Annotated in this window: 25 protein-coding genes, 1 pseudogene and 2 other annotated features; of the genes and pseudogenes, 8 read left to right on the top strand and 18 right to left on the bottom strand. The window is 50.2% G+C overall.

What is annotated here, in order from left to right; translation table 11 throughout:
• Positions 1–54: 54 nt before the first annotated feature.
• The gene (locus ACFQNG_RS17660; protein WP_379867078.1) at positions 55–1047 is read right to left on the bottom strand and encodes an aromatic acid exporter family protein; all 993 of its coding nucleotides are present in this window, start codon (positions 1045–1047) and stop codon (positions 55–57) included.
• Positions 1048–1238: 191 nt separating this feature from the next.
• Here ACFQNG_RS17660 and ACFQNG_RS17655 point away from each other — a divergent pair, with 191 nt between their 5' ends.
• From ACFQNG_RS17655 to ACFQNG_RS17645, 3 genes are all read left to right on the top strand, one after another.
• Positions 1239–1436 (top strand): hypothetical protein, encoded by a 198-nt coding sequence (locus tag ACFQNG_RS17655; RefSeq protein WP_379867076.1) that lies wholly within the window; start codon positions 1239–1241, stop codon positions 1434–1436.
• Positions 1437–2339: 903 nt separating this feature from the next.
• Positions 2340–3503 carry a S8 family peptidase gene (locus ACFQNG_RS17650; protein WP_379867074.1) on the top strand — a complete coding sequence of 388 codons (1164 nt, stop codon included), beginning with the start codon at positions 2340–2342 and terminating at the stop codon, positions 3501–3503.
• A 123-nt stretch (positions 3504–3626) separates the two neighbouring features.
• The gene (locus ACFQNG_RS17645; RefSeq protein WP_379867073.1) at positions 3627–4751 is read left to right on the top strand and encodes a peptidase S8; all 1125 of its coding nucleotides are present in this window, start codon (positions 3627–3629) and stop codon (positions 4749–4751) included.
• 163 nt (positions 4752–4914) lie between these two features.
• Here the strand turns inward: ACFQNG_RS17645 and ACFQNG_RS17640 are convergent, their stop codons facing one another.
• The 4 genes and pseudogenes from ACFQNG_RS17640 to polX form a co-directional block, all read right to left on the bottom strand.
• Positions 4915–7275, bottom strand: coding sequence for an endonuclease MutS2 (locus ACFQNG_RS17640; protein ID WP_379867071.1), 2361 nt, complete (start codon positions 7273–7275; stop codon positions 4915–4917).
• A gap of 94 nt (positions 7276–7369) precedes the next feature.
• A complete protein-coding gene (gene sleB / locus ACFQNG_RS17635; protein ID WP_379867126.1) occupies positions 7370–8107 on the bottom strand; it encodes a spore cortex-lytic enzyme in 738 nt (245 codons plus the stop codon).
• A pseudogene (locus ACFQNG_RS17630) lies at positions 8084–8299 on the bottom strand (peptidoglycan-binding domain-containing protein); the annotation flags it as partial. The gene sleB and the pseudogene ACFQNG_RS17630, both read right to left, overlap by 24 nt.
• Before the next feature lie 172 nt (positions 8300–8471).
• A complete protein-coding gene (polX, locus tag ACFQNG_RS17625; RefSeq protein ID WP_379867069.1) occupies positions 8472–10193 on the bottom strand; it encodes a DNA polymerase/3'-5' exonuclease PolX in 1722 nt (573 codons plus the stop codon).
• A gap of 188 nt (positions 10194–10381) precedes the next feature.
• Between polX and ACFQNG_RS17620 the strand changes: the two genes are divergently transcribed.
• Positions 10382–11341 carry an ADP-ribosylglycohydrolase family protein gene (locus tag ACFQNG_RS17620; RefSeq protein WP_379867067.1) on the top strand — a complete coding sequence of 320 codons (960 nt, stop codon included), beginning with the start codon at positions 10382–10384 and terminating at the stop codon, positions 11339–11341.
• Between the two features lie 68 nt (positions 11342–11409).
• On the opposite strand, the gene ACFQNG_RS17615 is transcribed toward ACFQNG_RS17620, so the two are convergent.
• From ACFQNG_RS17615 to ACFQNG_RS17590, 6 genes are all read right to left on the bottom strand, one after another.
• Positions 11410–11934 (bottom strand): CvpA family protein, encoded by a 525-nt coding sequence (locus ACFQNG_RS17615; RefSeq protein ID WP_379867065.1) that lies wholly within the window; start codon positions 11932–11934, stop codon positions 11410–11412.
• A gap of 9 nt (positions 11935–11943) precedes the next feature.
• Entirely contained in the window at positions 11944–12192 is a 249-nt protein-coding gene (gene zapA / locus ACFQNG_RS17610; RefSeq protein ID WP_102991895.1) for a cell division protein ZapA, read from the bottom strand.
• Between the two features lie 72 nt (positions 12193–12264).
• Positions 12265–14682, bottom strand: coding sequence for a phenylalanine--tRNA ligase subunit beta (gene pheT, locus ACFQNG_RS17605; RefSeq protein WP_379867061.1), 2418 nt, complete (start codon positions 14680–14682; stop codon positions 12265–12267).
• A gap of 13 nt (positions 14683–14695) precedes the next feature.
• Positions 14696–15697 carry a phenylalanine--tRNA ligase subunit alpha gene (gene pheS / locus ACFQNG_RS17600; RefSeq protein ID WP_379867059.1) on the bottom strand — a complete coding sequence of 334 codons (1002 nt, stop codon included), beginning with the start codon at positions 15695–15697 and terminating at the stop codon, positions 14696–14698.
• Positions 15698–15742: 45 nt separating this feature from the next.
• Positions 15743–15970, bottom strand: a binding site (T-box leader).
• A 67-nt stretch (positions 15971–16037) separates the two neighbouring features.
• A complete protein-coding gene (locus tag ACFQNG_RS17595) occupies positions 16038–16844 on the bottom strand; it encodes a TrmH family RNA methyltransferase (protein ID WP_379867057.1) in 807 nt (268 codons plus the stop codon).
• On the bottom strand, positions 16837–17502 hold the full coding sequence (locus ACFQNG_RS17590; RefSeq protein WP_379867055.1) for a potassium channel family protein: 666 nt from the start codon (positions 17500–17502) through the stop codon (positions 16837–16839). The genes ACFQNG_RS17595 and ACFQNG_RS17590 overlap by 8 nt, the downstream gene beginning before the upstream one ends.
• 104 nt (positions 17503–17606) lie before the next feature.
• Here ACFQNG_RS17590 and sspI point away from each other — a divergent pair, with 104 nt between their 5' ends.
• The gene (sspI, locus tag ACFQNG_RS17585; RefSeq protein WP_379867053.1) at positions 17607–17825 is read left to right on the top strand and encodes a small acid-soluble spore protein SspI; all 219 of its coding nucleotides are present in this window, start codon (positions 17607–17609) and stop codon (positions 17823–17825) included.
• Positions 17826–17883: 58 nt separating this feature from the next.
• Here sspI and ACFQNG_RS17580 read toward each other — a convergent pair whose 3' ends face one another.
• The 3 genes from ACFQNG_RS17580 to ACFQNG_RS17570 all read right to left on the bottom strand — a co-directional run bounded on the left by ACFQNG_RS17580 (position 17884) and on the right by ACFQNG_RS17570 (position 19309).
• On the bottom strand, positions 17884–18057 hold the full coding sequence (locus ACFQNG_RS17580) for a sporulation protein YjcZ (RefSeq protein ID WP_379867051.1): 174 nt from the start codon (positions 18055–18057) through the stop codon (positions 17884–17886).
• A 104-nt stretch (positions 18058–18161) separates the two neighbouring features.
• Positions 18162–18596 (bottom strand): disulfide oxidoreductase, encoded by a 435-nt coding sequence (locus ACFQNG_RS17575; protein WP_379867049.1) that lies wholly within the window; start codon positions 18594–18596, stop codon positions 18162–18164.
• Positions 18597–18616: 20 nt separating this feature from the next.
• Positions 18617–19309, bottom strand: a complete 693-nt coding sequence (locus tag ACFQNG_RS17570; RefSeq protein WP_379867048.1) for a DsbA family protein — start codon at positions 19307–19309, stop codon at positions 18617–18619.
• A 183-nt stretch (positions 19310–19492) separates the two neighbouring features.
• On the opposite strand from ACFQNG_RS17570, the gene thiD reads away from it, so the two are divergent.
• The 3 genes from thiD (at position 19493) to ACFQNG_RS17555 (ending at position 22020) form a co-directional block, all read left to right on the top strand.
• Positions 19493–20308, top strand: a complete 816-nt coding sequence (gene thiD / locus ACFQNG_RS17565; RefSeq protein ID WP_379867047.1) for a bifunctional hydroxymethylpyrimidine kinase/phosphomethylpyrimidine kinase — start codon at positions 19493–19495, stop codon at positions 20306–20308.
• Positions 20298–20930: a thiamine phosphate synthase gene (gene thiE / locus ACFQNG_RS17560; protein ID WP_379867046.1), complete on the top strand. Its 633-nt coding sequence runs from the start codon at positions 20298–20300 to the stop codon at positions 20928–20930. The genes thiD and thiE overlap by 11 nt, the downstream gene beginning before the upstream one ends.
• A gap of 667 nt (positions 20931–21597) precedes the next feature.
• A complete protein-coding gene (locus tag ACFQNG_RS17555) occupies positions 21598–22020 on the top strand; it encodes a MarR family winged helix-turn-helix transcriptional regulator (protein ID WP_379867045.1) in 423 nt (140 codons plus the stop codon).
• Between the two features lie 129 nt (positions 22021–22149).
• On the opposite strand, the gene rplT is transcribed toward ACFQNG_RS17555, so the two are convergent.
• From rplT to ytxC, 4 genes are all read right to left on the bottom strand, one after another.
• Positions 22150–22503, bottom strand: coding sequence for a 50S ribosomal protein L20 (gene rplT, locus ACFQNG_RS17550; protein WP_379867044.1), 354 nt, complete (start codon positions 22501–22503; stop codon positions 22150–22152).
• 44 nt (positions 22504–22547) lie between these two features.
• Positions 22548–22745 carry a 50S ribosomal protein L35 gene (gene rpmI / locus ACFQNG_RS17545; protein WP_379867043.1) on the bottom strand — a complete coding sequence of 66 codons (198 nt, stop codon included), beginning with the start codon at positions 22743–22745 and terminating at the stop codon, positions 22548–22550.
• 19 nt (positions 22746–22764) lie between these two features.
• On the bottom strand, positions 22765–23313 hold the full coding sequence (gene infC / locus ACFQNG_RS17540) for a translation initiation factor IF-3 (RefSeq protein ID WP_379867042.1): 549 nt from the start codon (positions 23311–23313) through the stop codon (positions 22765–22767).
• Positions 23309–23449: a sequence feature (ribosomal protein L20 leader region), on the bottom strand. (Overlaps the previous gene by 5 nt.)
• Positions 23450–23584: 135 nt before the next feature.
• On the bottom strand, positions 23585–24478 hold the full coding sequence (gene ytxC, locus ACFQNG_RS17535) for a sporulation protein YtxC (RefSeq protein WP_379867041.1): 894 nt from the start codon (positions 24476–24478) through the stop codon (positions 23585–23587).
• Between the last annotated feature and the right edge of the window lies 1 nt (position 24479).

Raw genomic sequence — 24479 nt, 5'->3', positions numbered from 1 at the left:
GCTTGAGCGAAAGAGGAACGGCCTTTCCGCCAGCCGCTCCCCCTCTCAACCCCATCACTTTGTCCTGTTGAGCTTATGTTTTTCCGTCTCTTCTTTTTTCTTTTGCTTAATCCACAAGTCGCGTTTGATTTTCAAGTACCGTTTCATCTCGCCAACAAAGTGATACAAAGCGGCACGTGTCTCAAATTCCTCCCGTGTCTGCGGGAGCGGGGACGCCTTAAACCGATCGCTCATCTGTTCCAGCTCTTCCAGATAATATGACGCCGTATTTCCCGGATGCACCGCATTGGCCAATCTGTCGAGAAAATCGCCAATCAACTTCCCTTGCTGGCAACACTGATCCAATGAAGAGACACTTGGCGCAATCCGCTCAAGGATCTCAAATTGCCGTTCCCTCATCTCAAAGTACCGATAATAATACGCACAATCATAAGGCGCCACATTTTCTATATCCCGCAAAGCCAACGATTTGGCCTCTTTTAACAACCGCGCCGTCTCGGTTATCTCTTTTCCGTCCCAATGTTGGTTTCCTTCACGGAGATAAGCGGCAAACTCGTGCAAAATGGTCCGGAAATTGGCTTCGATTTTTGCCTGGCTCTCTTTTAATTTCCTTTCATTGCTTGGCATGTGCCAATTGGCCAACATCGCCATCCCGATTCCGATGACCAGCAGAAGAATCTCGTTGAGCACAATCGCGAGGGAAACGTGTTTCAGTAAATACAGATGCAAAATGATGACCGTCGCGGAAATGATGCCATCGGTCGCATTCAGTTTCACGCACAGGGGAATAAAGGCCAACAACACCAAAGCCAAGGCCCAGGCATGGTAACCGATCAACTCAAAAATAATCGTGGAAGTAGCCATTCCCAGCGCAAACCCGACTATCCGTTCCCATGCGGTTTGGTACGATTTCTTTTTTGTCGTTTTAATGCACAAAATGGTAATAATCGCGGCGGAACTGTAAAATTGCAAACCCAACCACTGGGCAATGGCCAACGATAATGTCGTTCCAACTGCGGTCTTTACTGTCCGATATCCGATCTTCATGATTCCTCACTCTAATTCTTTTTGTCATAGTATCATTATATTACAACAGAATGATCGCCAATAATCAATTCCTCACTTTTTTTGGTTAACGGATGATCGCCGAATCCAATTTGATTTGAAAATATTCCCTACAGACAGACAATTTGATATGATAATAATTGGTTGAATTGTTACGTAAGGAGCGGATGAGCATGAGCACAACCATCACCACGGCACCAGCCAAGAAATCATATTATCGCTTACTACAAGCGAGCTATCAACGAGCCGAACAAATCCTGCATGAGATCTCCCTTCATCCCCAGCAATATCATCCAGCAAAAAAACAAGAAATGATGGCTTATATGAACCAATTAAAAAGAGAGATGAGAAAGTTTCATATAGACGAATAAAGTTAAAGGCCCATCAAGGCCTTTTTTCTTTGCGGTTGTAAAATATACACATCATACCTCTAACCAAATTTTTTATTTTCCATGTCTTATTTTAAAACTCGTTCGTTACCCAAGTATTTCTATGCACTTTATCGATTTACATTACTTAAGTCAAACTAAACACGCATATTGACCATATCATTCCACAACTTCTAAATTGAATCAAAATAATACCATTTATTAGAAACAAAAATATTATTATTTTTTTATGTTTATAGGGAGGAAATCTTAATCAATTAACGAAAAGATAATATAGTCAAACATGAAAGGAGGGGCTGAAATAATATTCCCCGCCTGTTCATTTCAATCATGACGAACCACCTTTTTTGTTCTCTTCCTATTTGCTTCTTTTCTCTTATCATCTGGTTTGCTGCCGACAGCCATTCCAACCTTACGCATTCCAATCCTGTGTTCATTCATTCGATGATGAACGGCCGGGAAGCTTTGACAAAATCCTGCTGTTGATTGTCTCAAGAAAGGTTGACGTTGTCTGTGAAAACGAAGATTTCGTTTGCTTCTTCCCTCGTTTGACTGGCAAGTATAGTTCCCTCAGCAACCTTGTTTTCGGTTAGCCCCAAAAGCGTATATGCACTTGAGCATCCGATCCCACCTGGCTTATGACGAAATCTCGATGGATGTAACCATTCCATATCTAAACCACTTACCCAACCAGCACTTATGCTTCCTTGAGCGGGAATTCCATGGTATTCGGCACGCACAGGGCATGGCCGCCGTCAAGTGCTGTGGGCCTTTGCCGCACACGGACGGTTGACGAGACACCGCAAAGCTCCACCATCAAAACCATAATCGTTGGAATCATGCAAACTTTAAAAAGGCGAATCCACTCCTAAAGGAGGATATTTCATGAAAAAGAGCGTTTCCCTGCTGGCTTCATTTGCATTGTTTGCCAGTGTCGCCCTGCCGTCGGCCATCTTCGCCGAAGAAGTGGACAGCAAAGCCGGCAAGCTGTATGCGCCCGGTGAAGTCGTGGTGAAATACAAAGACACCGCCTCCGCCAGCGCCGTCCAATCGGCTCGCGCCAAAGCAAACGGGCAAGTTGTGGAGAAAAACAGCAAATTGGACTTTGAAGTCGTCAAGGTGAAAGGCTCTGTTGAAGAGACGGTAGCCAAACTGAAAAAAGACCCAAACGTCGAGTACGCTGAGCCAAACTTCTATGTCCATGCCGACTATACGCCAAACGACCCCTACTTCAGCAGCCAGCAATGGGGGCCACAAAAAATCCAAGCTCCGCAAGCATGGGATATCGCTGACGGCACAGGCGCGAAAATCGCCATTGTCGACACCGGGGTGCAATCCAACCATCCCGACTTGGCCGGCAAAGTGGTGGGCGGCTGGGACTTCGTTGACAATGACGCCACTCCACAAGACGGTAACGGACATGGCACCCACTGCGCGGGTATCGCCGCCGCGGTGACCAACAACGGCACGGGGATCGCGGGTACCGCCCCGAAAGCTTCCATCCTGGCAGTACGCGTGCTCGACAACAGCGGCAGCGGCACCTGGACAGCCGTGGCAAACGGAATCACTTACGCGGCTGATCAAGGGGCCGACGTCATCAGCTTAAGCTTGGGCGGCACTTCCGGCGCCACCGGTTTGCAAGATGCGGTCAACTACGCTTGGAACAAAGGCTCCGTTGTTGTGGCGGCTGCCGGCAACGCCGGAACCTCCGCTCCTAACTATCCGGCTTACTACTCCAATGCGATCGCAGTCGCTTCTACGACTTCCAGCGATACCAAATCTTCCTTCTCTTCTTATGGCACTTGGGTAGAGGTTGCCGCTCCAGGCTCCAGCATTTACTCCACATACCCAACCAGCAGTTATGCTTCCTTGAGCGGAACCTCCATGGCGACGCCTCACGTTGCCGGGGTAGCGGGCCTGTTGGCTTCGCAGGGACGTAGCGCTTCCAATATCCGCGCGGCCATTGAAAACACCGCTGACCAAATCAGCGGCACCGGAACATACTGGACAAAAGGACGCGTCAACGCTTATAAAGCCGTGCAATATTAAGGGACCATAACCACTGACCACACCCGCGGGTGTGGTCCATTTCATATTTGCCATTCACATCCCCGCAAGTAAGACCAGTATTTGAAGGATCTTGTCAAAAACCAATGCAAAAGGAGGATTCTCATGATCCCAAAACGCTTCATGATGTTTGCCATCCTGCTTTTGATCTTCTCCCTCCCCACCCTCGCCTTTGCCCAACCAGCCAAGCAAACCAGTTTTGCCCCAGACCAACTGATCGTCAAGTTTAAAGAAAGCGCTTCCATACAGACAAAAGCAAATATCCACCAACAAAACGACGCCAAAGTGCTGAAACGGAACGAAAAGCTAGGGTTTGAAGTGATCCAGTTCAAAGGGAAATCCGTCTCCGAGATGATGAACAAATACAAAAAGCTCCCCCAGGTGGAATATGTGGAGCCCAACTATATTGCCCACGCGCTCGCCGCTCCCAATGACCCTTACTACCCGCAACAATGGGGCTTGCAAAAAATCGGCGGCCCTTTTACAGGGACCGAGAATAGCGTCAAATTGGCCGTCATCGATACGGGCGTGCTAGCAGACCACCCCGATCTCTCCGGAAAAGTGATCCAAGGATGGGATTTTGTCGATGACGACAGCGTCTCGCAAGACGGCAATGGCCATGGCACGGCGATGGCGGGAATCGCGGCAGCCAATATAAACAACGGAATCGGCGTTGCCGGCACGACGAACACGGCGCAAATCCTTGCCATTCGCGTATTGAACGACAGCGGCAGCGGCACATTTGCCGATATCGCCAGCGGCATCTCCTATGCGGCTGACCAAGGCGCCAAAGTGATCAACTTAAGCTTGGGCGGTTCCACCAGCAGCATCGCACTGGAAACCGCGGTGAACTACGCCTGGAGCAAAGGCGCTGTTCTCGTGGCGGCGGCGGGAAGCTCCGCCAGCACCACACCGAGCTATCCCGCCTATTACACCAATGTCATCGCCGTGGCTTGCACAGACCAAAATGACAACAAATGCTCTTTCTCTTCCTACGGCAACTGGATTGATGTTGGCGCACCCGGCGTCAATATCATTACCACCTACCTTGGCGGCGCATACCAAACCTTATCTGGCGTTTCCATGTCCACCGCATTCGTAAGCGGGGCCGCCGCTTATTTGGCGAGCCAGGGCAAGACCAACACCCAAATCCGCTACGCCATTGAAGACCAATGTCCCGTTCCCGTACCGGGTCAGTCTTTTGGCCGTTTGCGCATCATCTGCCCTTAAAAAAGAGTCAAAAGCCTAGCGTCGTTTACCCTACGCTAGGCTTTCGCTGTTAAGCATTTATCATAAACCAAATGACTCCGACCAGAAAAAAGAGCAGGGCCACAGTCCCCAAAATCGGCGGTAAATACTTCATACTTTCCCTCCGTCACAACCGTCTTTGCTTCTAGCGCAGTTCGACGACGGTCACTCCCGATCCACCTTCGCCATGTGCCCCCAATCGATAGGACTTGACACTGCGATGACGGCGCAAAAACTCCTGAACGCCTGTGCGCAACGCGCCTGTCCCTTTGCCGTGGATCAAGGAGATTTGTTTGTAACCGGCTAGAATGGCCTTATCCAAATATTGGTCAATCTCCATCAATGCTTCTTCCACCAACTTGCCTCGCAAATCCAACTCCGGTTTGACATCGGATGTGGACCGTTTAACCGTTGAATGACTCTTCGGCATCTGCTTTTGATTTGACTCCGCTTGCTTCTCCAGTTGATCACGATGCACTTTCATTTTCAGGAAACCAATTTGCACTTGATACTCGTGATTGCCCAGATCTTCCACGACGCTCCCTTTTTGGTTGACGGTTAAGACAAGCACTTCGTCCCCCACTTTGATCTTCTGTGGTTTGGCCGAGCGGGTCGCCGTCTTCTTCGACAACTCCATTTCCGGAATGGATGCGTCTAATCGCTTTTTCGCCTCGATCAGCTGGTGTTCCTTCAACTCCTGTGGGCGCAATTTCGCCCATTCCCTTAATTCTTTCAACACTTCTTCCGCTTCCCGCTGCGCTTTGGCAACGATATCCCGCGCTTCTCGCCGCGCTTTGTCTTTGACGTGCCTCTTTTCTTCTTCCCACTCATCCAACTGGCGGCGCAAATCGCGGGCCAGTTCTTCCGCTTCATGCCGCAGCGATTCCGCTTGCTTGCGCTCTTCTTCAGCCCATTTGCGTTCAGTGGTCAAGCTGGCAATCATTTCTTCCAACTTGTTTTCTTCAATGGATATGTGCTGTTTGGCCGTTTCAATAATCGAGGCGGGCAAGCCAAGGCGACTGGAAATCGCAAACGCATTGCTTCGTCCCGGCACCCCGATCAATAACCGGTAAGTGGGGCGCAACGTTTCCACATCAAATTCCACACTGGCGTTGATCGCTTGCGGATGCGTGTGCGCAAATAATTTCAGCTCGCTGTAGTGAGTGGTGGCGACCACCATGGAACCAAGTTCAATCACGTGTTCCAAGATCGCCATCGCGAGCGCCGCCCCTTCTGTGGGATCGGTTCCCGCCCCCAACTCGTCGAACAGGACCAGGCTCGCTTCATCCAGATGTTGCAATATCTGAATGATGTTGGTGAGATGGCCTGAGAAAGTGCTCAAGCTTTGTTCAATGCTTTGCTCATCCCCAATATCCGCAAATACCCCGCTGAAGATCGGCATCACGCTTTCTTCCTGCGCGGGAATCGGCAACCCCGATTGCGTCATCAAAGCGAGCAAACCAATGGTTTTCAACGTGACCGTCTTCCCGCCGGTGTTGGGGCCGGTGATGATGACCGCTCGGTACCGTTTCCCCATTTCCACGTCGATCGGCACGACTTCTTCCCGAGGGATCAGCGGGTGGCGCGCTTGCTTCAACATTAACACGCGGTCTTCCGCGATCGCCGGGCACACGCCTTTGACCCGGTAACCATAACGGGCCCGGGCAACGATAAAATCAAGCTCTGCCAAAAGCGCGATGTTCCGGCTTAACTCCTCCGCCATCACTTGGACTTTGCCCGTCAACAGGCTTAAAATCCGTTCTACTTCCCTTTCCTCGGACAGCTCCAATTCCCGCAGACGATTTCCCAACTGCACCACGGCTTCCGGTTCGATGAACAGAGTGGCTCCCGAAGAGGATTGATCATGCACAATGCCGCCAAATTGCCCCCGATATTCCTGCTTGACCGGAATCACGTACCGGTCGAAGCGTTGCGTGATCAACGGTTCTTGCATCATTTTGGTATAGTGGGAACTGCGCAACATTTGATTCAACGTTTGCTGGATTTGTTGCCTTACGGCATCCATCTGCTGGCGAATGCGGCGCAACTCCGTACTGGCTTGATCTTTGACCACAGCATGCTCGTCGATACAAGCAAAAATCTCTTCTTCAAGTTGATCCAGACTTTCAATTTGTTCCGTCAGTTCACGCAACCGCGGCAACGCCGCTGTTTCCACCTCAAGTTGGCGCAGGTGGGACTTTACCTTGCGCCCGCCGGAAATCGTTGTCGCGATATCGAGACATTCCGCCTCATTCAGAATGCCTCCCATCTTGGCCCGACGGATGGCGGTCCGTATATCGCGAATGCCCCCAAAAGGAACATCGCCTTTTAAGCGCAACAAATCCATCCCTTCGCTCGTTTCCGCAAGGCGCCGTTCCACTTCCTCACGCACGGCAGTCGGTTGCAAATGATCTATTTTTTCCTTTCCCAAAACCGTCGCGGCTTGTTCTTTGACTATTTCTTTCACACGATTAAATTCCAGTGATTTCAGCGTCCATTGCTCCACGCCGACAACTCCTCTATCAATAAAATCCTCTACCTATTATAGCATGTTCGGACAAAAGGAAACATCGAGCCTTGACCACAGGCTCGATGTCATTTCAACGACAGAAGATATGTTTGCCGATTCGCTTGATCTGGGGGCGGCTCCAAATCCATTTGGAGGTGGCGCGAGCGGGGTTGAAATAATACAAGGCTCCACCTGATGGATCCCACCCATTCACGGCGTCCATCACCGCTTTTTTCGCCGTTTCGTCCGGCTCCATCCAAATCTGTCCATCCGCTACCGCTTCAAACGCAAGCGGTTGAAAGATAATGCCGGAGATAGTGTCGGGAAACTTTTCGCTTTCGATCCGGTTGAGAATCACCGAAGCGATGGCCACTTGTCCCACATACGGTTCGCCGCGCCCTTCCGCATGAACGGCTTGGGCCAAGAGTTTTAAATCATTTTGACTGAACCCGTTGGAAGAACGGGGCAAGGTCGTTTTGGTTCTGGTTCTTCTGGCGGTTTGTCCGATTTTGGCTGGGGAATAGTTTTTGGTGGCTTTGCGCAACTTGGTGAGTGTTGCCGGGCCCGCCACTCCATCCACTTTCATCCCAAACCGATATTGGAACAAACGCACCGCTTTGGTGGTGCGGTCTCCATAATGTCCATCAATTTTCCCGGTATAAAATCCGAGGAATTTCAACCGGCCTTGCAAGTCATACACATTGCCGCCACGCGAGCCCGGTTTTAAGCCACCGGCCTTTTTCGGTTGCGTCATGGCCGGGGTCCAATGCTTCGTCGCTTTCCATAATTTCAGCTTGGTTTTGGGACCGACCGTCCCGTCCACTTTCATCCCAAACCGATATTGAAACAACCGTACCGCCAAGTAGGTGCGATGGGTGAAAACCCCGTTGATCGGTCCGGTGTACAATCCCAGCAGTTTCAGGCGGCCTTGCAATTCATAAACGTCTTTGCCCTGTGCCCCCGGTTTGAGCACACCCGGCCCAAAGGCAGCCAAAGCAGGCTTTGGCTGTGGCACGGCCATGGCGGATAATGGACCGGCCCCACCCGCCAGCACAAGCGTCACGGCCAGCAAAATGAGAAGTTGATATATCGTTCGGCGTTTCATAAGCAAACAACAACCCTTTCCCAGGTTGGTATTTTTCGTTATTATGCCGAACTCCGTCCCATTTCATTCCTCTGCAAACGAAAGGGTTTTATTTGATCAATCTCTTTTTCAATTCTGCCAACGGATACGTATTGACCACATCTTTCGCTTCCAACCAACCCCGTCTGGCTGTGGCCACTCCATAACGCATCACATCCTGGCCATGCACGGAATGCGCGTCGGTATTAATCGCAAACGTAAGGCCATACTCCTCTTTTGCTTTTTGCAATAGCACATCGCTCAGGTCAAGGCGATGCGGATTGGCGTTTAATTCGATGATCGTACCGGTCGCTTGCGCTGTTTTGAAAATGGCGTCGATATCCAAAGCGTAAGCCTCCCGGCGCAACAGCAACCTTCCTGTCGGATGGGCCAACATGTGCACATGGGGATTCTCCATGGCCGCAATGATTCGCCTGGTCATCGTTTGTTCATCCTGTTTCATGCTTGTGTGGACGGCGGCAATGACTAAATCGAGCTGGGCCAAGATTTCATCGGGATAATCCAATTTGCCGTCTGGCAAGATGTCGACTTCGGCCCCTTTGAGAATGGTAATATCGGTAATCTCCCGATTCACTTGCTCGATTTCTTGCCATTGCGCAATCAATTCATCCACCGTGAGTCCATTCGCCACTTTCAATGATTGGGAATGGTCGGTAATCGCTATATATTCATAGCCTTTGGCTTTCGCCGCGATGGCCATGTCATAGATGGAATCGGCGCCATCGCTGAACTCGGTATGCATATGTAAATCGGCTCGGATGTCTGCATCGGAAATGAGCCGGGGCAGTTCACCAACTCTTGCCCGTTCCATCTCGCCGCGATCTTCCCTCAATTCCGGCGGTACATAAGAGAGACCTAACTGGCGGAAGAATTGGGCCTCGTCCGCAAATGTGGTCACTTCCCCCGTTTCCCCATCCAAGATGCCATATTCGCTCACTTTCCATCCCAATTCTTTGGCTCTTTGGCGTATGCGGATGTTATGTTCCGTCGATCCCGTAAAATGATGGAGCGCGCTGGCAAATTGCTCAGGCGTGACCAGACGGAAGTCCACCCCCATCTCCACTTCACCAACCGCCACCCGCACACTGACCTTGGTCTCCCCTTGTCCGACGATTTCTCGCACTTCCGGCAAGGATACAATGCGCTCTCCCAATTGCCGGGGGGCCACCGTCGCAATCACGAAATCAATGTCCTTAATGGTTTCTTTCTGCCTGCGCAAACTCCCCGCCAGTTCCATCCGCTGTACCTCTTCCATTCCTTGCAAATGCGCGCTCAATCTCTCGGCCACGATAAGTGCCTCATGCAACAAATGACGGTCGGGGCGGTTTTTAACATGCTGAATCGCTTCCAGGATCTTCTGTTCCTTTTTGGGGCCAAATCCGCTTAAAGACCGTATTTTTCCTTGTTCAGCCGCCGCTTGCAATGTGGGGAGGTCAACCACATTCAATTCCTTATATAACAGATAGATCGAACGGGGCCCCATGCCAGGCAAGTGCAACAAATCCGGCAAAGCGGGGGGTAACGTTTGCCTCAACTCTTCCAGCAGCGAAGTTGTCCCTGTCGTCACAATCTCTTCAATCACCCCTGCGGTTCCCTTGCCGATCCCGGGTAATTCCACCAAACGGTTCAGCATTTCCCGAAGAGGCGTGCGATGATTTTCCGCCGTGCGCGCCGCCCGCCGATAAGCATTCACTTTAAACCCATTTTCACCGCTGATCTCCATCAAGTCGGCCAATTGGTTCAATACGCCTGCGATTTGTTTGTTGTTCATCTTTCTGTCCCTCCTGTCTTTCCTATTCTATCCAAAAAGGCACAGCTTGTGGGCACAAAAAGGTTGGGACCTGTTGACCTGACACGGCCCCGGTTATGTCAATCTCTTGTCGCCCGCGCAATCGCCCTTTCCGCCCCCCGATTTTGTTTTATAATGAAGTTGATCACTCAATGGAAAGGAACATTCCCATGGCACAATCTCAACTCAGCATGGAAGATCGCATCTTGGGGGGATTATGGGGTCTACTGATCGGCGACGCCCTTGGGGTCCCTTACGAATTTAAACAAGCTCACGAACTTCCCCCGGCGGATCAAATCGATATGCAACCGCCAACCGATTTCTCCCGCACCTATCCATCGATTCCGCCAGGCACTTGGTCGGATGATGGTGCCCAGGCCTTGGCTCTGTTGGATTCTTTGCTAACATGCGACCAACTGGATGTCAACGACTTTGCTACACGCATCATCGCCTGGGCTGAGCGTGGCGAATATGCGGTTGACCAAAATGTGTTTGATATCGGCGTCCAAACCAGCGAAGCGCTCCGCGCGATTCAGCATCATGGGGTTCCACCTGCCAAAGCGGGCTTTATCCGTTCGGAAGGAAAAGGCAACGGCTCGTTGATGCGCGTTTTGCCGCTTGCCCTTTGGCATCTCGGAACGGATGAAGCCTTGGTCCATGACGCGCATCTCCAATCCGTGGTCACCCATGGCCACGAAACGAATCAAGCCTGTTGCGCTCTTTACTGCCTTTGGGCACGGCGTTTAATCCAGGGCCTCCCTTGGGAGGAAGCCTACGCCGATGCTTTAAGGGTCCTGCGTGATATTTATAAAAATCAGCCGACACATGAACAAGCGCTGGAATGGGAAATCCGGCCAGACAGCGAGCCGTTCAGCGATGGAAGCGGCTATGTGGTCGCCAGCCTCCATGCCGCCCGTTTGTCGCTAAAGAACGACACGTATGTCGGCGCGGTCAAAGCGGCCATTCAACTGGGACAAGATACCGACACCAATGCGGCGATCGTCGGGGGACTCGCCGGTCTCCGCGATGGAATCCAAGCCATTCCCACCCATTGGCGCACCCAACTGCGCGGACACGAAATCGTAAACCCGTTGGCCAAGAAACTGCTTGAGCACCGCAAACCCGATTGATCTACCTAAATACAATCCAACTTCACTTCATGAAAAAATCACCTTGTCCAAGAGACAAGGTGATTTTTTCATTGATTGAACCACATCTTCATTTCTTTGGTCAACGTCGGGGTCATTTGGATGCATGTTTGCGCCACGAAGGATTCTTTCATCGCCGCTTGTCCGGTTGCCCAAGGCAAGATGGTTAGCAAATGCACCACCACGATTGTCACAATCGTGATCTTGGCCAAGGCGAACACCACCCCGCCAGAACGGTTAAAGATGGACACCACGGGCAACTTAGCCACTTGATTGATGAATGTGACCGCCAGCGACAACACGATCCGGCTGCCAAACATCAAAATCACGAACGCAACAGCCGAATAAAGCAACTGATTCACGCGCAGAAAAGAGAGCAAGGCCGTCTCACCCGTTTCAGGCAAAGGCCAAGCTTTCGCCAAAACCGGGGCCAATTCATCCGCAAACTGGTACGCTATCCAAATGCTGATCGCATAACAAAGGAGCGAGGCGGCCTGTAACACCAATCCTCGCTGATACCCTTGAAAAACAGCCCCGACCAATAAGAGTAGCACAATGAGATCAAACGTATTCATCAGATCCTCCTATGGTTCCTCATCCTCGATCAGGTGCATGATTTCATCATGTTCTTGTTTCAGCTTCAAAAACTCATCTGCAATGTTGACCGCGGACAACACGGCCAACCGCGTCGTGTCGAGCCGGGGATTTTTGTCGGCGATCTGTCGCATCTTCTCATCCACATGGCTCGCCACCTGACGCATATGTCCCGGGCTCGCTTTGCCGGTCAAATTATACTGTTGTCCATAGATCTCAACACTCAGTTTATTTTTCATCTTACCGCCTCCTTCACGGAAGGTGAAGGTTCTCAGCTAGATGGTGCATACAGGCCGATTACCGCCTTACTGTTAACGCAATTTGGCGCCAAATGCCTCCGCAAGATGGTTGACTACACGCGCATGCACTTCAGAAACTTCCTCATCTGTCAAGGTGCGATCCGCTGCGCGATAAGCTAACGAGAATGCGACGTTTTTCTTGCCCGCGCCAATCTGTTCTCCCGCAAAAACGTCAAACAGTGCCACAGACTCAATCAATTCTCCACCCGCTTGCCAAATTCCTGCTTCCAATAAACCGACTGGCGTCTCTTCATCGACAATCACGGCCAAGTCACGCGTAACCGCTGGAACACGCGGAATCGGCTGATACACCAATGGGCCCTCTATGGCCGCGATCAGTTTTTCCGCATCGACTTGGAACGCGACGGGGCGAAGCAAATCATATTTCTTCGCCAATGTTGGATGGAGTTCACCAAGCAAGCCGACAAACTCTCCGTTAATCAATATCTGAGCGGTGCGACCAGGGTGGAAACCATGTGGAGCAACAGCCTGATATTCCACGTCAAAGACGCCCAAGCGCGTGAACAGCGCTTCTAATACCCCTTTGGCCGTGTAGAAATCACCGGCTGGCAATGCCTCCCCTTTCCAGATGCTGGTGTGTTGTTTTCCCGTCAATAACCCGGCCAGGACTAACCGCTCTTCTGGCAAAACTTGCCCTTCCGCCGTGTTAGGCAGATACACCCGAGCCAATTCAAAGATCTGCACGCGTTCATTCCCATGGCGCTGGTTATACGCAGCCGTTTCAATCAAATGCGGAAGCAGGTTGGTGCGCAACACGGCGTGTTCGTTGCTCATCGGCATGGCCAGCGGAATATGGGTTTCCACAGTGTACAGGGAAGCCACTTCTTGTTCCAGCGCTTGGGAAGTTAAGCTATATGTCAACACCTCAGAGAGTCCCAAGTCCCTTAAGGTATGACGAATCACCCGACGCACCTTCTGCTCCTCAGTCAACCCACCCGGTGGTTGCTGGCCCCATGGCAACGTGGTGGGAATGCGGTCATAACCATACAGCCGCGCCACTTCTTCGATCAAATCCACTTCAATCGTGATATCGGGGCGTCTGGTCGGGACTTGCACAGCATAGCCCCCTTCAGTGGTTTCGATCGGGAACCGCAAACGACGGAAGATATCCACCACTTCTTCCTGGCTTAACTGTACACCCAAGAGATTCACCAATCGTTCGTGGCGCAGGTCGATGACGATATCTTCGACATCGCCCGCTTTTTTCACTAATGGCTCAGAAGCTACGGCGCCACCGGCGATTTGACAGAGCAATTGCACAGCCCGGGCTAATGCCGGCAAAATACCTTCCGGATCCACCCCTTTTTCAAACCGCGCGCTCGCGTCGGAACGCAAGCCCAGTTTGCGAGACGTTTGCCGTACCACTTGTGGATCAAAGAAAGCGGCTTCCAACAAAATCGTCACCGTCTGATCCGTCACCTCGGAAGATTCCCCACCCATGACCCCCGCCAAAGCCAAGGGTTTTTCTCCGTCGGTAATCAGCAACATCTCTTGGTCACATGTGCGGGGAACACTGTCCAGGGTCACGATCTGTTCGCCAGCCAAAGCGCGGCGGACGACGATTTGCCCCTCTTGAACCTGGTTGTAATCAAAGGCATGCAATGGTTGACCGGTCTCGAGCATGACGTAGTTCGTAATGTCAACAATATTGTTGATTGGACGAATCCCCGCCGAGATCAAGCGGTTTTGCATCCATTGGGGAGAAGGCCCCACTTTGAGGTCATGCACCACTTGGGCCGCATAAAAAGGGCAATCTTCTTCAGATTCGATGTAAATATTGAGCGGCGCCTCATATTGCGGAGGGAGCTGTTGCATCATGGGCAAACGCAACTCACGGTCAAAAATCGCCGCCACTTCATAAGCCACCCCGATCATTCCCAAACAATCGGAACGGTTCGGCGTTAATTGCAATTCAATCACTTGGTCATTCATGCTTAAGTATTCTTTAATGTCGGTGCCGATCGGCGCATCTGCCTCCAGCACCAAAATGCCTTCGGTCTGCTCTTTCATCAGCACCTTTTCCGGGAAACCCAACTCTTGGGCGGAACAAATCATCCCGTTCGATTCCACCCCGCGCAATTGGGCTTTTTTAATATGCAGGCCACCCGGCAGTTTGGCCCCAACCAAAGCGACAGGCACCCGTTGCCCAGCCGCCACGTTTTTCGCGCCGCATACAATTTGCAACACTTGCCCTTTCCCTACGTTTACCAAGCAGACATTCAGACGGTCCGCTTCAGGATGGCGCTCAACCGACATCACTTCCCCAATCACAACACCGGACACCCCGGGATCACGGGTGTAAATCACTTCTACTTCAATACCCGTCCGATTTAACTCTTCAGCAATATCTTCAGGAGAAATCCCTTCTAAATCCACATATTGAGATAACCATTCGTAAGATACTAACATATGATTTCACTCCTCACTCAGAACGGAATTGGCGCAAGAAACGCAGGTCATTATTGTAAAAATGACGAATGTCATCAATGTCATATTTCAGCATCGCGATCCGCTCCACCCCGATTCCGAAAGCGAAGCCAGAATAGCGCTCCGGATTGTAGCCCGCTTTTTCCAAGACGCGAGGATGAACCATGCCGGCTCCCAGAATCTCCACCCAGCCTTTTTCGGGATGGTAGATGTCCACCTCTACGCTTGGCTCGGTAAATGGGAAATAGCTTGGGCGTAAGCGCATCTCCGTCCCTTCGCCAAACATTTTCTCAATCAGCGCCAACAGGACACCGTTCAATTCACTCATCGACACGCCGCGATCCACGACCAAACCTTCCACTTGCGTAAATTGGTGAGAATGCGTCGCATCATCGTCATCGCGTCGATATACCTTTCCTGGACAAATGATCCGTACGGGCACATGTCCTTCTTTTTTTTCCAAGGTGCGCACTTGCACTGAAGAGGTGTGCGTGCGCAACAATGTCTCCGGCGTGATGTAGAACGAATCTTGCATATCGCGCGCCGGATGCTCTTTGGGCAAGTTTAACGCTTCAAAGTTATATTTATCCGTCTCCACTTCAGGACCTTCAGCAATCTCAAAACCCATTCCGATAAAAACGTCTTCCATCTGTTCAATCACCAGATTCAGCGGATGAACCGAACCCACTTTGATCGGGGCTCCAGGCAACGTGACATCAATCGTTTCATCAGCCAATTGCTGATTCAGCACAGCTTCTTCAAACGCCTCTTCTTTCTCGGCAATCAACGTTTCCAGTTGGGCACGAATCTCATTTGCCAAGGCACCGATCACCGGGCGCTCTTCCGGTGGCAAACTTCCCATACCGCGCAGCACACTGGTCAATTCGCCCTTTTTCCCTAAGTATTTGACTTTAAGCTCCCGTAACGCGTCCAAACTCTCTGCATTGGCAATCGCAATTGCCGCTTCATCTTGCAAGCTCGCTAAACGTTCGCGCATTATCGAAACTCCCTTCTTCTTATAAAAATAAAAAAATCCCACGCCCAAAGGGACGAGAGATTCGCGGTACCACCCTTTTTGAAAAGAAGACAGACTTCCCCCTCTTTTCCACTTCACAGAGATAACGGCCAAACCGGTTCCCCCTACTCACCTTGTTTTCAGGGGACAGCTCCAGAGCGAACTTCAGCAGCCTATTCCTTAGAGACGCTTCCAGTCACGGCATCTCCTCCCTGAAAGGTTACACTGCTTACTCTTCTCTGTCATCGCTTTTGACATCCAAAACCATTGTCAGATTAAATTATTTAATATTATAAGCCAAGCCAAAGTCAACCTGCAACTGTTACCTTCCCTGAAATTGTTGGCGAATTCGCTCATACATCAAAATAGCGCTGGTTATGGAAACATTCAATGATTCTGTCTCTCCCGGCATGGGAATTTTGATGGCCGCATCCACGTGCGCGAGGTGCTTTTCATCCACACCTCTGCCTTCATTGCCCAACAGGAGCGCCACTCTCGATGGATATGGATAATCAAAATGATATGCACCGGCATGCGGAGAGGTGTTTACGATGGTCACCCCATGCGCTTGCAAAAGGGGAATCGCCTCTGCCAAATCCATTTGAATGAGCGGCACACGAAAAATCGCGCCCATGGCCGCGCGCACCACTTTGGCATTAAACGGGTCCACCGTCCCTTTCCCCAACAGGATTCCATCGACTCCCGCCGCTTGGGCGGTCCGTATCATCGTCCCGAGATTGCCGGGATCTTGAATCGCATCGAGTAATAGATACGTCAAATCCCCTTCTTTTTCCAACCAAGCTTCCCGCGGCCAGACCGGTATCGAAATGACCGCCGCCACTCCTTGCGGCGTTTCTGTGTCCACCAAGGCATCAAAGATGGCGGGGGCCAACTCATATACCACCACATCCATCGGCAACCGTCCCTCAATCCGCCGCCAAGCGTCAGCTTTCTCACTGTTGACCAATATCGCCTCAAACCTTACAGAAGCGGTATGGGCTTCCAATAACAGATGCTCTCCCTCAATCAACAACGCTTGTTCCTGCAACCGTCCTTTTTTGCTATGCAACTTCTTCCAGCGTTTCACTTGTTCATTTTGGGGCGAAGTAATCAAAACACGTCTATTCATTGCCATCCGTCTTTTCTTGCAGTTTTTTCAAGTCTTTGTTGTGGCCGATCACAACCAAGGTATCACCTTTATGTATCACATCCGTGGCCGCTGGAGCGATATTGAACTTGGCCCCATTTTTGATCGCCATCACATTGCAGCCAAACCGAGCCCGAATATCCAATTCTTGCAACGTTTTTCCATCAAAGAATTCGCTGGCAATCACCTCAATGATGCTGTAGTCCTCCGACAACTCAATATACTCCAAGATGTTGGGGGAGATTAAGCTATGAACCACGCGTACGCCCATATCCCGTTCAGGGAAGACGACGCGATCGGCGCCCAGCTTGTTCAGCACCTTGCCTTGCATCTCATTGACGGCCTTCACCACGACTTTCGGGCATCCGATTTCTTTAAGCACCAGTGTTGTCAAAATACTCGCTTGAATATCGTTGCCAATCGCAACCACGACGACATCAAAATTGCGTATGCCGAGCGATTTCAACGCATTTTCATCCGTCGTATCCGCTTCCACTGCGTGCGTTAACACTTGCGACATATCTTGTACACGCTGGGGGTCTTTATCGATGGCCAACACTTCATATCCCATCGTGTGGAGCGTTTGCGCCACGCTTCCGCCAAATCGGCCCAGTCCAATAATTGCAAACGTTTTACTCACTTACTTTTCACCTCCGCGCTCATTTACAAATTAGCTTACCCAAAATGGTTTGGGATAAAGTTATTTTTTCCGTACAGACTTATGGATAAAGGAGGGTTTCAGGAATGAACTTTAACATTCGCGGTGCAGTAATACACAACATTCATACCATGAATCCGCAGGAACTGCAAGAATTAGTGGTTGACTCCATCCGGCAGGGGGAAGAAAAATTGTTGCCCGGATTGGGGGTCCTGTTTGAGGTCATCTGGCAAAACAGCTCCACCGAAGAGCGGAATCACATGATTGAGACCTTACACCAATCCCTCGTCAAACAGCCGGGCTAACAAGAACAAGCCTGTTCTTCCATGATGAACAGGCTTGCCTTCTTTTACCCATATTTGATTAAAAGAACCCTCCATCGGGGAAGCCAAAACCACCGCCAAAGCCGAAGAAACCCCAGAAGCAGAAGAAGGCGATAATCAGGATGACGAGGATGGCAATGGCAATAGCGACCCCAATGCCTCCAAATCCCCCAAACCCACCAATACCGCTTGTCTTGATAGGCCCTGTTTTCATCAAGTCTACTCCCTTTCCCTTCGTTGTGACATTACAATACATAATCTATGTATCTCCTGCCACAACAGGCTCCGGCAAATGCCAAGGGAAAAGTGCCCGTTTATTCAATCAGCTTGGGCTTCGCCCGTTTCTTTGCGGGCAAATGAGAGAAAGACGATGATGAGGATAAAAGCAACCAAGGCCAAAAAGGGAATCGTGATGAACCCAAACCAGTCGATATGGGTTTGCGCGCAAGGCACGCCGACGCGGCAAGGCAGGAGTTCGGCAAAGCCCGGCACTTTTTGTTCCAGATAATGCCACAGCGAAACGCAGCTCCCCAGCACTGACATGGGTAGCACATAAGGGATGATATGACGATCATTGCGATAGGAAGCAATCCCGAGCAAAATCACTTGCGGATACATCAGGATACGCTGATACCAACAAAGTGTGCATGGGATAAAGCCCAACACTTCACTGAAAAACAGGCTCCCCCCTGTGGCGGCAAGCGAAACAACCCAGGCAAAATACAGGCCGTATGTAGATAAGATTCGCCTCATCGTAGTTTAAAATTCCTCTCCTATTTTTTCTTCAACTCCGCATCGATCGCTTTTTTCAACGCTTCATAGTCCATGCCGTTCTCTAATTTGGTGCCATTGACAAATATGGCGGGAACTCCGTCCACTTTATAGTTTTGGGCCAGCTTGTTATCAGCGAGCACTTCTTTTTCGTAGGCTTTGCCCAGCAGGTCTTTGCTCAATTGCTCGGCATTCACTTCCGGAATGTTCTTCTTGGTCAGGTCAACCAAAAATTCGGGTGTCGCCCATTTTTCTGATTCTTTGCCTTGATGCGTGTAAATCGCGTCATAGAACTTCCAGAAGGCTTCCGGATTCTGCTTGAAAATCGATTCACCCGCAATCCCGGCGGTCACCGAGTCTTCACCCAAAAACTGATAGTTGATAAAGGTCATTTGCACTTTACCCGTATCGATATAATCTTTTTTCAATTGAGGATAAATCATATCATGAAACGCCTTACAGGTTGGACACTTAAAGTCGCCAAATTCAACCAGTTTGACTGGAGCATTCGCGTTTCCGATGCTGGGTTGCCCTTCGTAATTGATATTCACCTTTGCCCCTGCTTGTTCTCCGCTTTGCGCCACAGATTGCAGCACGGCAAATATACCCAAGCCCAAAAAGACAAGCAAAACCGTAACCATGGTGATTGTGCTCATCTGATCAGATAGCTTTTTCTTCTTGTGTTTGTTGGCCATTTTTCACACTCCTTCTTTTAAATGTTACAATAAAAGCATGCAAATTTCTATATCCTCGATTCGTTTATTTTTTATAAAATTAGATTATTCTCAATTTAATTCAAGCAAATGATTTCTGATAGAATATTATAGTATAAATTAATGACATCGGGTGTCGACTAAGAGAAAGATAGGTGAACGAACATGACCCAACTGGCACGGGCCCTGACGATCGCTGGCTCAGACAGTGGCGGGGGCGCTGGAATTCAAGCGGATCTAAAAACATTTCAAGAACTTCAAGTTTATGGCATGACCGCGATCACTGCCGTAACGGCACAGAATACGCTGGGGGTGTTTGATGTCCAAACCCTCCCGCTCGCCTCAATCGCCAAGCAAATCGACGCCGTCGTGACGGATATCGGCGTCCATGCGACCAAAACCGGCATGTTGGCCAACGCGGAGATCACAGCGTTGGTCGCTCGCAAAGTAAAAGAACACCAATTGTTTCCATTGGTCATTGATCCAGTCATGGTGTCAACGAGCGGGCATTTGTTATTGGACCAATCTGCCAAAAAGCAATACATAGAAGAGCTGATTCCCCTTGCCACGGTGATTACCCCTAACATCGCGGAAGCGGAGGCTTTAACGGAAACCTCACTCGACCATCTGGATGCGCGCAAAAAAGCGGCCCAATCCTTGCATGCTCTCGGCGCCCGCTCGGTGGTGATCAAAGGAGGACATTTGGAGGGGGAGGAAGCCATCGATCTCTTTTATGATGGAAAAGAATTTTGCTTCCTTCGCGCCCCTCGGGTGAATACCCCCCATACCCATGGAACGGGATGCACATTTTCCGCGGCGATTGCCGCCTATCTGGCCCGTGGCGTTACCCTTGCCAAAGCCGTGAGCCAAGCCAAGCGGTTCATTGCCGCGGCGATTGCCCACTCATTGCCATTGGGGCGCGGACACGGACCAACCAATCATTGGGCGCATCGTCAAGGAGGTGAGCCTGATGCCGATTAAACCGCAAGACTTGCGATTATATCTGGTCATGGGGAGCCAAGATTGCCCACACCATGATCCCGCTGAAGTTTTGCGGGCCGCCATCGCCGGCGGAATTACCATGTTTCAATTTCGCGAGAAACATTCCGTGCTCAACTTGAGCGAAACCGTGCAATTGGGCAAAACCCTGCGCAGCCTTTGTCGCTCGCACCGGATTCCATTCCTGGTGAATGACCGGGTTGATCTGGCCATGATTCTTGAAGCGGACGGAGTCCATCTGGGCCAAGACGACCTGCCCGTTCCCGAGGTAAGGCGCATCCTTCCACCGTCCAGCTTGGTTGGCGTTTCGGCCCGCAACATCGCCGAAGCAAAACAAGCGATGCAAGAGGGGGCCGATTATCTCGGCGTTGGACCGATGTTTGCCACCACAAGTAAGCCAGACGCGCGGAAACCGATTGGCCCCAGCGCCCTTGCCGAAATCCGTCAAGCGATCGGAACCTTTCCCATCGTCGGCATTGGCGGGATTACTTGCCAAAATGGCGCGGCAGTATTTCAAGCCGGCGCCGATGGGATCGCCGTCATCTCCGCAATTACCCGAGCCGACTCCCCTGAGCTTTCTGCCCGGCAATTGAGGGAGCTGTAATCCCGGTTCCAATGCCCCGCATCAAGTCCGCCTCCTTATCAAGATGGAAGGGGCGGGCATAAATATTTCATTCTCTTTTTTCTCTAAATTAGGAATATTCAATTTACATTGGAAGAATAATATAATAAAATATAATGGAATGATGAGAATCACCTCTTGTCATTCCATTTCGCATTGGAGGTGAACCGGATGAACAAGCTCTTCGTTCCTCGCACTTCCAAATGTAGCAAATGTGGTACCCCTGATTGCAAATGCCCGGATTGCGATTGCAAGAAGTGACATGAACACCAAACGTAATCCACAAAACCAGTCGGCCAGACTGGTTTTTTCTTTTTTACAGGCAAACCGGATGCTTCCAAACCCGAAGCGATCATCGCGACGGTGCGCAAAACGGCTTCACGGCAAACCTATCTGGACCGCACAGCCAAAGACTCTTCATTTACCTATGCCGTCAGCTCAGTGAATCGTTTGCATCAGGAAAGCAAGTTCCGTCCAAAAATAATTCACATTCCCTATTATCTTCTGCCAGTAAGCAGGAGTTTTTTTCTTCATCGACCCTTAATTAAGTGTTATAAAATTTCCATTGCCGAAACATCATTTGAACGTTATAATACAGCACAGCACAAATTACTTGACTTGATGAAACAAGCACTTAAGGAGATCCGACATGTCAGATCGATTAGAAATGATTTTGGAATTGGAACAATCTTTTCGCCATATCATTCGTCAAATGCGCAAAGATTTGGCGGATATCTGGGAAGAAAAAATCAATGGAGCCGAATTTAACGTATTGAAAAGTTTGCAAGACAAGAGTCCGCAAATCGTGACGGCGCTCGCGCAAGAATTTGATTGCTCGGTCAGTCACATCACCCACGTTGCCGACCATCTGGAAAAGAAAAACTTGGCTTATCGCAAACGCTCGCAATTGGACAAACGCGTAGTTGAGCTTCACATCAGCGAGCAAGGGCAACACTTGATCGAGGAACTCTCACGCAAAAAATCCGAATACTTCCGGGCGAAGTTTGAACACCTTGCCACCGATGAAATCGCAACGCTCCTCAACTTATTGCATAAAATAAACTGGGACTAATCCCCCTTTTTGATCACACCGCGGCATCACGGGCATGAAATGCTTGAAACACCCATCCAAAAAGCAAAGAACAGAAAGAACCCCTTGGCCTGTGTTAAGACCAAGGGGTTCTGGATGATTGCCGTATGATTACTTCGCGTTTTTCGCGATGTTAGCCAGATCAGCAAATGCTTTTGCGTCGGTTACGGCCAGCTCAGCCAACATTTTGCGGTTGATGTCGACGCCAGCCACTTTCAAACCGTGCATGAATTTATTATAGGACAGACCGTTCAAGCGCGCTGCCGCGTTGATGCGGGTGATCCACAGTCTGCGGAAATCACGCTTGCGTTGGCGACGATCGCGGTAAGCGTACATCAAAGATTTCATCACTTGTTGTTTCGCGGTCTTAAACAGTCTGTGTTTGGAACCAAAATAACCTCTAGCCAGTTTCAGTACCTTTTTGCGACGAGCGCGAGTCACGGTACCACCTTTTACTCTTGCCACTGTAAATCCCTCCTGAAGTAAACCTTTCTATCTTAGCGGGTCCATTACATGTAAGTGATCAATTGCTCAATGCGTTTAACGTCACCAGAGTGCATGACGGCATCTTTACGCAGATGGCGTTTGCGTTTCGCCGTTTTACCTGAGAGCAAGTGGCGTTTGAACGCGTGATTGCGTTTCACTTTGCCGGTACCCGTTTTCTTAAAACGCTTTGCTGCGGAGCGTTTCGTTTTCATTTTTGGCATTGGATGTTCCTCCTTGCAATTACTGTTTCGGTGTTAAGATCATGATCATTTGGCGACCTTCCAGTTTTGGCTGGCGCTCAACATCAGAGATGTCTTTCACTTCGCCGGCCAGACGGTCCAAGATTCTGCGTCCAATCTCTTGGTGTGTGATCTCCCGACCGCGGAAGCGAATCGACAATTTGACTTTGTTCCCACTTTGCAAGAACTTCTTCACGTGGTTCAACTTGGTCTGAACGTCATTTTCTTCGATTGTCGGACTCAAGCGCACTTCTTTGATCTGAACGATCTTTTGGTTCTTGCGAGCTTCTTTCTCCCGCTTGCTTTGCTCGTAACGGAACTTCCCATAGTCCATGATACGACAAACCGGCGGTTTCGCTTGCGGGGCTACATTCACCAGATCCAGGTTCGCTTCTTGCGCTAACTGCAGCGCCTCTCTGAGCGATTTAATTCCCAACTGTGCCCCATCGACTCCAATCAAGCGAACCTCACGAGCGCGAATCGCCTCGTTTACTTGGTGTTGTTGATCCTTGCTGATAACCTGCCACCTCCGAAAAAAATATTTAGGCAAATAAAAAATGTGGGCGTTTTATGCGCCCACATTTGATTTCCCTAGTGAAACATAGGAAATGTGTCTTCCGAACCATGGACCTGCCAACTGCCACTTGCGTCGAACAGGTGAGAAGCGGGCGCCTCTACTTAAATAAGATGTGATTATGTTAGCATACAGACAAGTCATATGTCAAGGATACTGAATGTCGCTTCCCGGAATCAACGTGTATTAGCTTACCGGAAAACAACGCCTGCGTCAAATGGAAAAAATTCACCCCTCTATGTATGCCCTATGCATCTTCGCGGCAATGAGCCGATTCCCCACAGTGATGGCACCCTCCACACAGGCGCAAACGCCCCTCAAAGATTTGAATCAGGGTGCGAATCACATTTTCTTGGGGGTCTTGCGTATGCAAACAGATTTCCTGCGGGACCACCGACAACAAGGTGCTGACAATCATATCCTCACGCGATAAGGAATATTCAAACATCTCTTTCAGGGTGTCGTTTCCCTCTTTTATCACCAGTGGTGTGCCATCGGCATGCAACAGCCGGAAATCCCCCCTTCCTTCATGGATCAGGTGCACAAAATCCAGCTTGGGCGGTTGAATCTCCACAAATGAGCGCAACAGGTGGATAAACTCTTTGTATTCTTGATCCAATAAATAGTCATGTACAGCCTCTTGCACACACGTAGCCAACACATAGCGGTAGGTCTTCATCCGAAATCGCGCGAAGCCGTCAACGGATAATTGGGCAGACTCTTTCAGAAAAGAAGTGAGTTGACGGGCAATTTTGTCCCGGCGGTTGGCGTAGACGACTTTCGCGTATTCCCAAGCACTAGTTTCCAGTAAGCGTCTCACCTGGCTTTCAATCTGTTGCACTTCTTCCGGTTGCCTTAACCCATGTTCGTGTTGAATGATCTCACGAATCATCTCCGGTTCTAAGTGCTCACATACAAATTCAGCAACGGCCCGCCCCAATCGTTTGCGAAATTCTCTCTCTTGCAAGCGGCTCCGGCGTTCAACCGCTATGGTGCACATATACCGAGTTCCCCATACCGATTCATCTATGTGGCAACCCAACACTTTTTCTTGGAACAGGGCGACACATTCCTTTAAATATGCGCTTAAACAAATGATTTTCGCGCGATCGTGATGATCTAGCGAGATCACATAAGTCACC

The organism is Laceyella putida, from assembly GCF_042665195.1.
GTDB classification, from domain to species: domain Bacteria; phylum Bacillota; class Bacilli; order Thermoactinomycetales; family Thermoactinomycetaceae; genus Laceyella; species Laceyella putida.
This window is presented reverse-complemented; position numbering and strand designations above follow the sequence as displayed.

Coding starts and splice junctions, on each gene's coding strand:
- ACFQNG_RS17660 (WP_379867078.1), bottom strand. CDS start 1,047: ATGAAGATCGGATATCGGACAGTAAAGACCGCAGTTGGAACGACATTA.
- ACFQNG_RS17655 (WP_379867076.1), top strand. CDS start 1,239: ATGAGCACAACCATCACCACGGCACCAGCCAAGAAATCATATTATCGC.
- ACFQNG_RS17650 (WP_379867074.1), top strand. CDS start 2,340: ATGAAAAAGAGCGTTTCCCTGCTGGCTTCATTTGCATTGTTTGCCAGT.
- ACFQNG_RS17645 (WP_379867073.1), top strand. CDS start 3,627: ATGATCCCAAAACGCTTCATGATGTTTGCCATCCTGCTTTTGATCTTC.
- sleB (WP_379867126.1), bottom strand. CDS start 8,107: ATGAAAGTGGACGGGACGGTCGGTCCCAAAACCAAGCTGAAATTATGG.
- polX (WP_379867069.1), bottom strand. CDS start 10,193: ATGAACAACAAACAAATCGCAGGCGTATTGAACCAATTGGCCGACTTG.
- ACFQNG_RS17620 (WP_379867067.1), top strand. CDS start 10,382: ATGGCACAATCTCAACTCAGCATGGAAGATCGCATCTTGGGGGGATTA.
- ACFQNG_RS17615 (WP_379867065.1), bottom strand. CDS start 11,934: ATGAATACGTTTGATCTCATTGTGCTACTCTTATTGGTCGGGGCTGTT.
- zapA (WP_102991895.1), bottom strand. CDS start 12,192: ATGAAAAATAAACTGAGTGTTGAGATCTATGGACAACAGTATAATTTG.
- pheT (WP_379867061.1), bottom strand. CDS start 14,682: ATGTTAGTATCTTACGAATGGTTATCTCAATATGTGGATTTAGAAGGG.
- pheS (WP_379867059.1), bottom strand. CDS start 15,697: ATGCGCGAACGTTTAGCGAGCTTGCAAGATGAAGCGGCAATTGCGATT.
- ACFQNG_RS17595 (WP_379867057.1), bottom strand. CDS start 16,844: ATGAATAGACGTGTTTTGATTACTTCGCCCCAAAATGAACAAGTGAAA.
- sspI (WP_379867053.1), top strand. CDS start 17,607: ATGAACTTTAACATTCGCGGTGCAGTAATACACAACATTCATACCATG.
- ACFQNG_RS17580 (WP_379867051.1), bottom strand. CDS start 18,057: ATGAAAACAGGGCCTATCAAGACAAGCGGTATTGGTGGGTTTGGGGGA.
- ACFQNG_RS17575 (WP_379867049.1), bottom strand. CDS start 18,596: ATGAGGCGAATCTTATCTACATACGGCCTGTATTTTGCCTGGGTTGTT.
- ACFQNG_RS17570 (WP_379867048.1), bottom strand. CDS start 19,309: ATGGCCAACAAACACAAGAAGAAAAAGCTATCTGATCAGATGAGCACA.
- thiD (WP_379867047.1), top strand. CDS start 19,493: ATGACCCAACTGGCACGGGCCCTGACGATCGCTGGCTCAGACAGTGGC.
- thiE (WP_379867046.1), top strand. CDS start 20,298: ATGCCGATTAAACCGCAAGACTTGCGATTATATCTGGTCATGGGGAGC.
- ACFQNG_RS17555 (WP_379867045.1), top strand. CDS start 21,598: ATGTCAGATCGATTAGAAATGATTTTGGAATTGGAACAATCTTTTCGC.
- rpmI (WP_379867043.1), bottom strand. CDS start 22,745: ATGCCAAAAATGAAAACGAAACGCTCCGCAGCAAAGCGTTTTAAGAAA.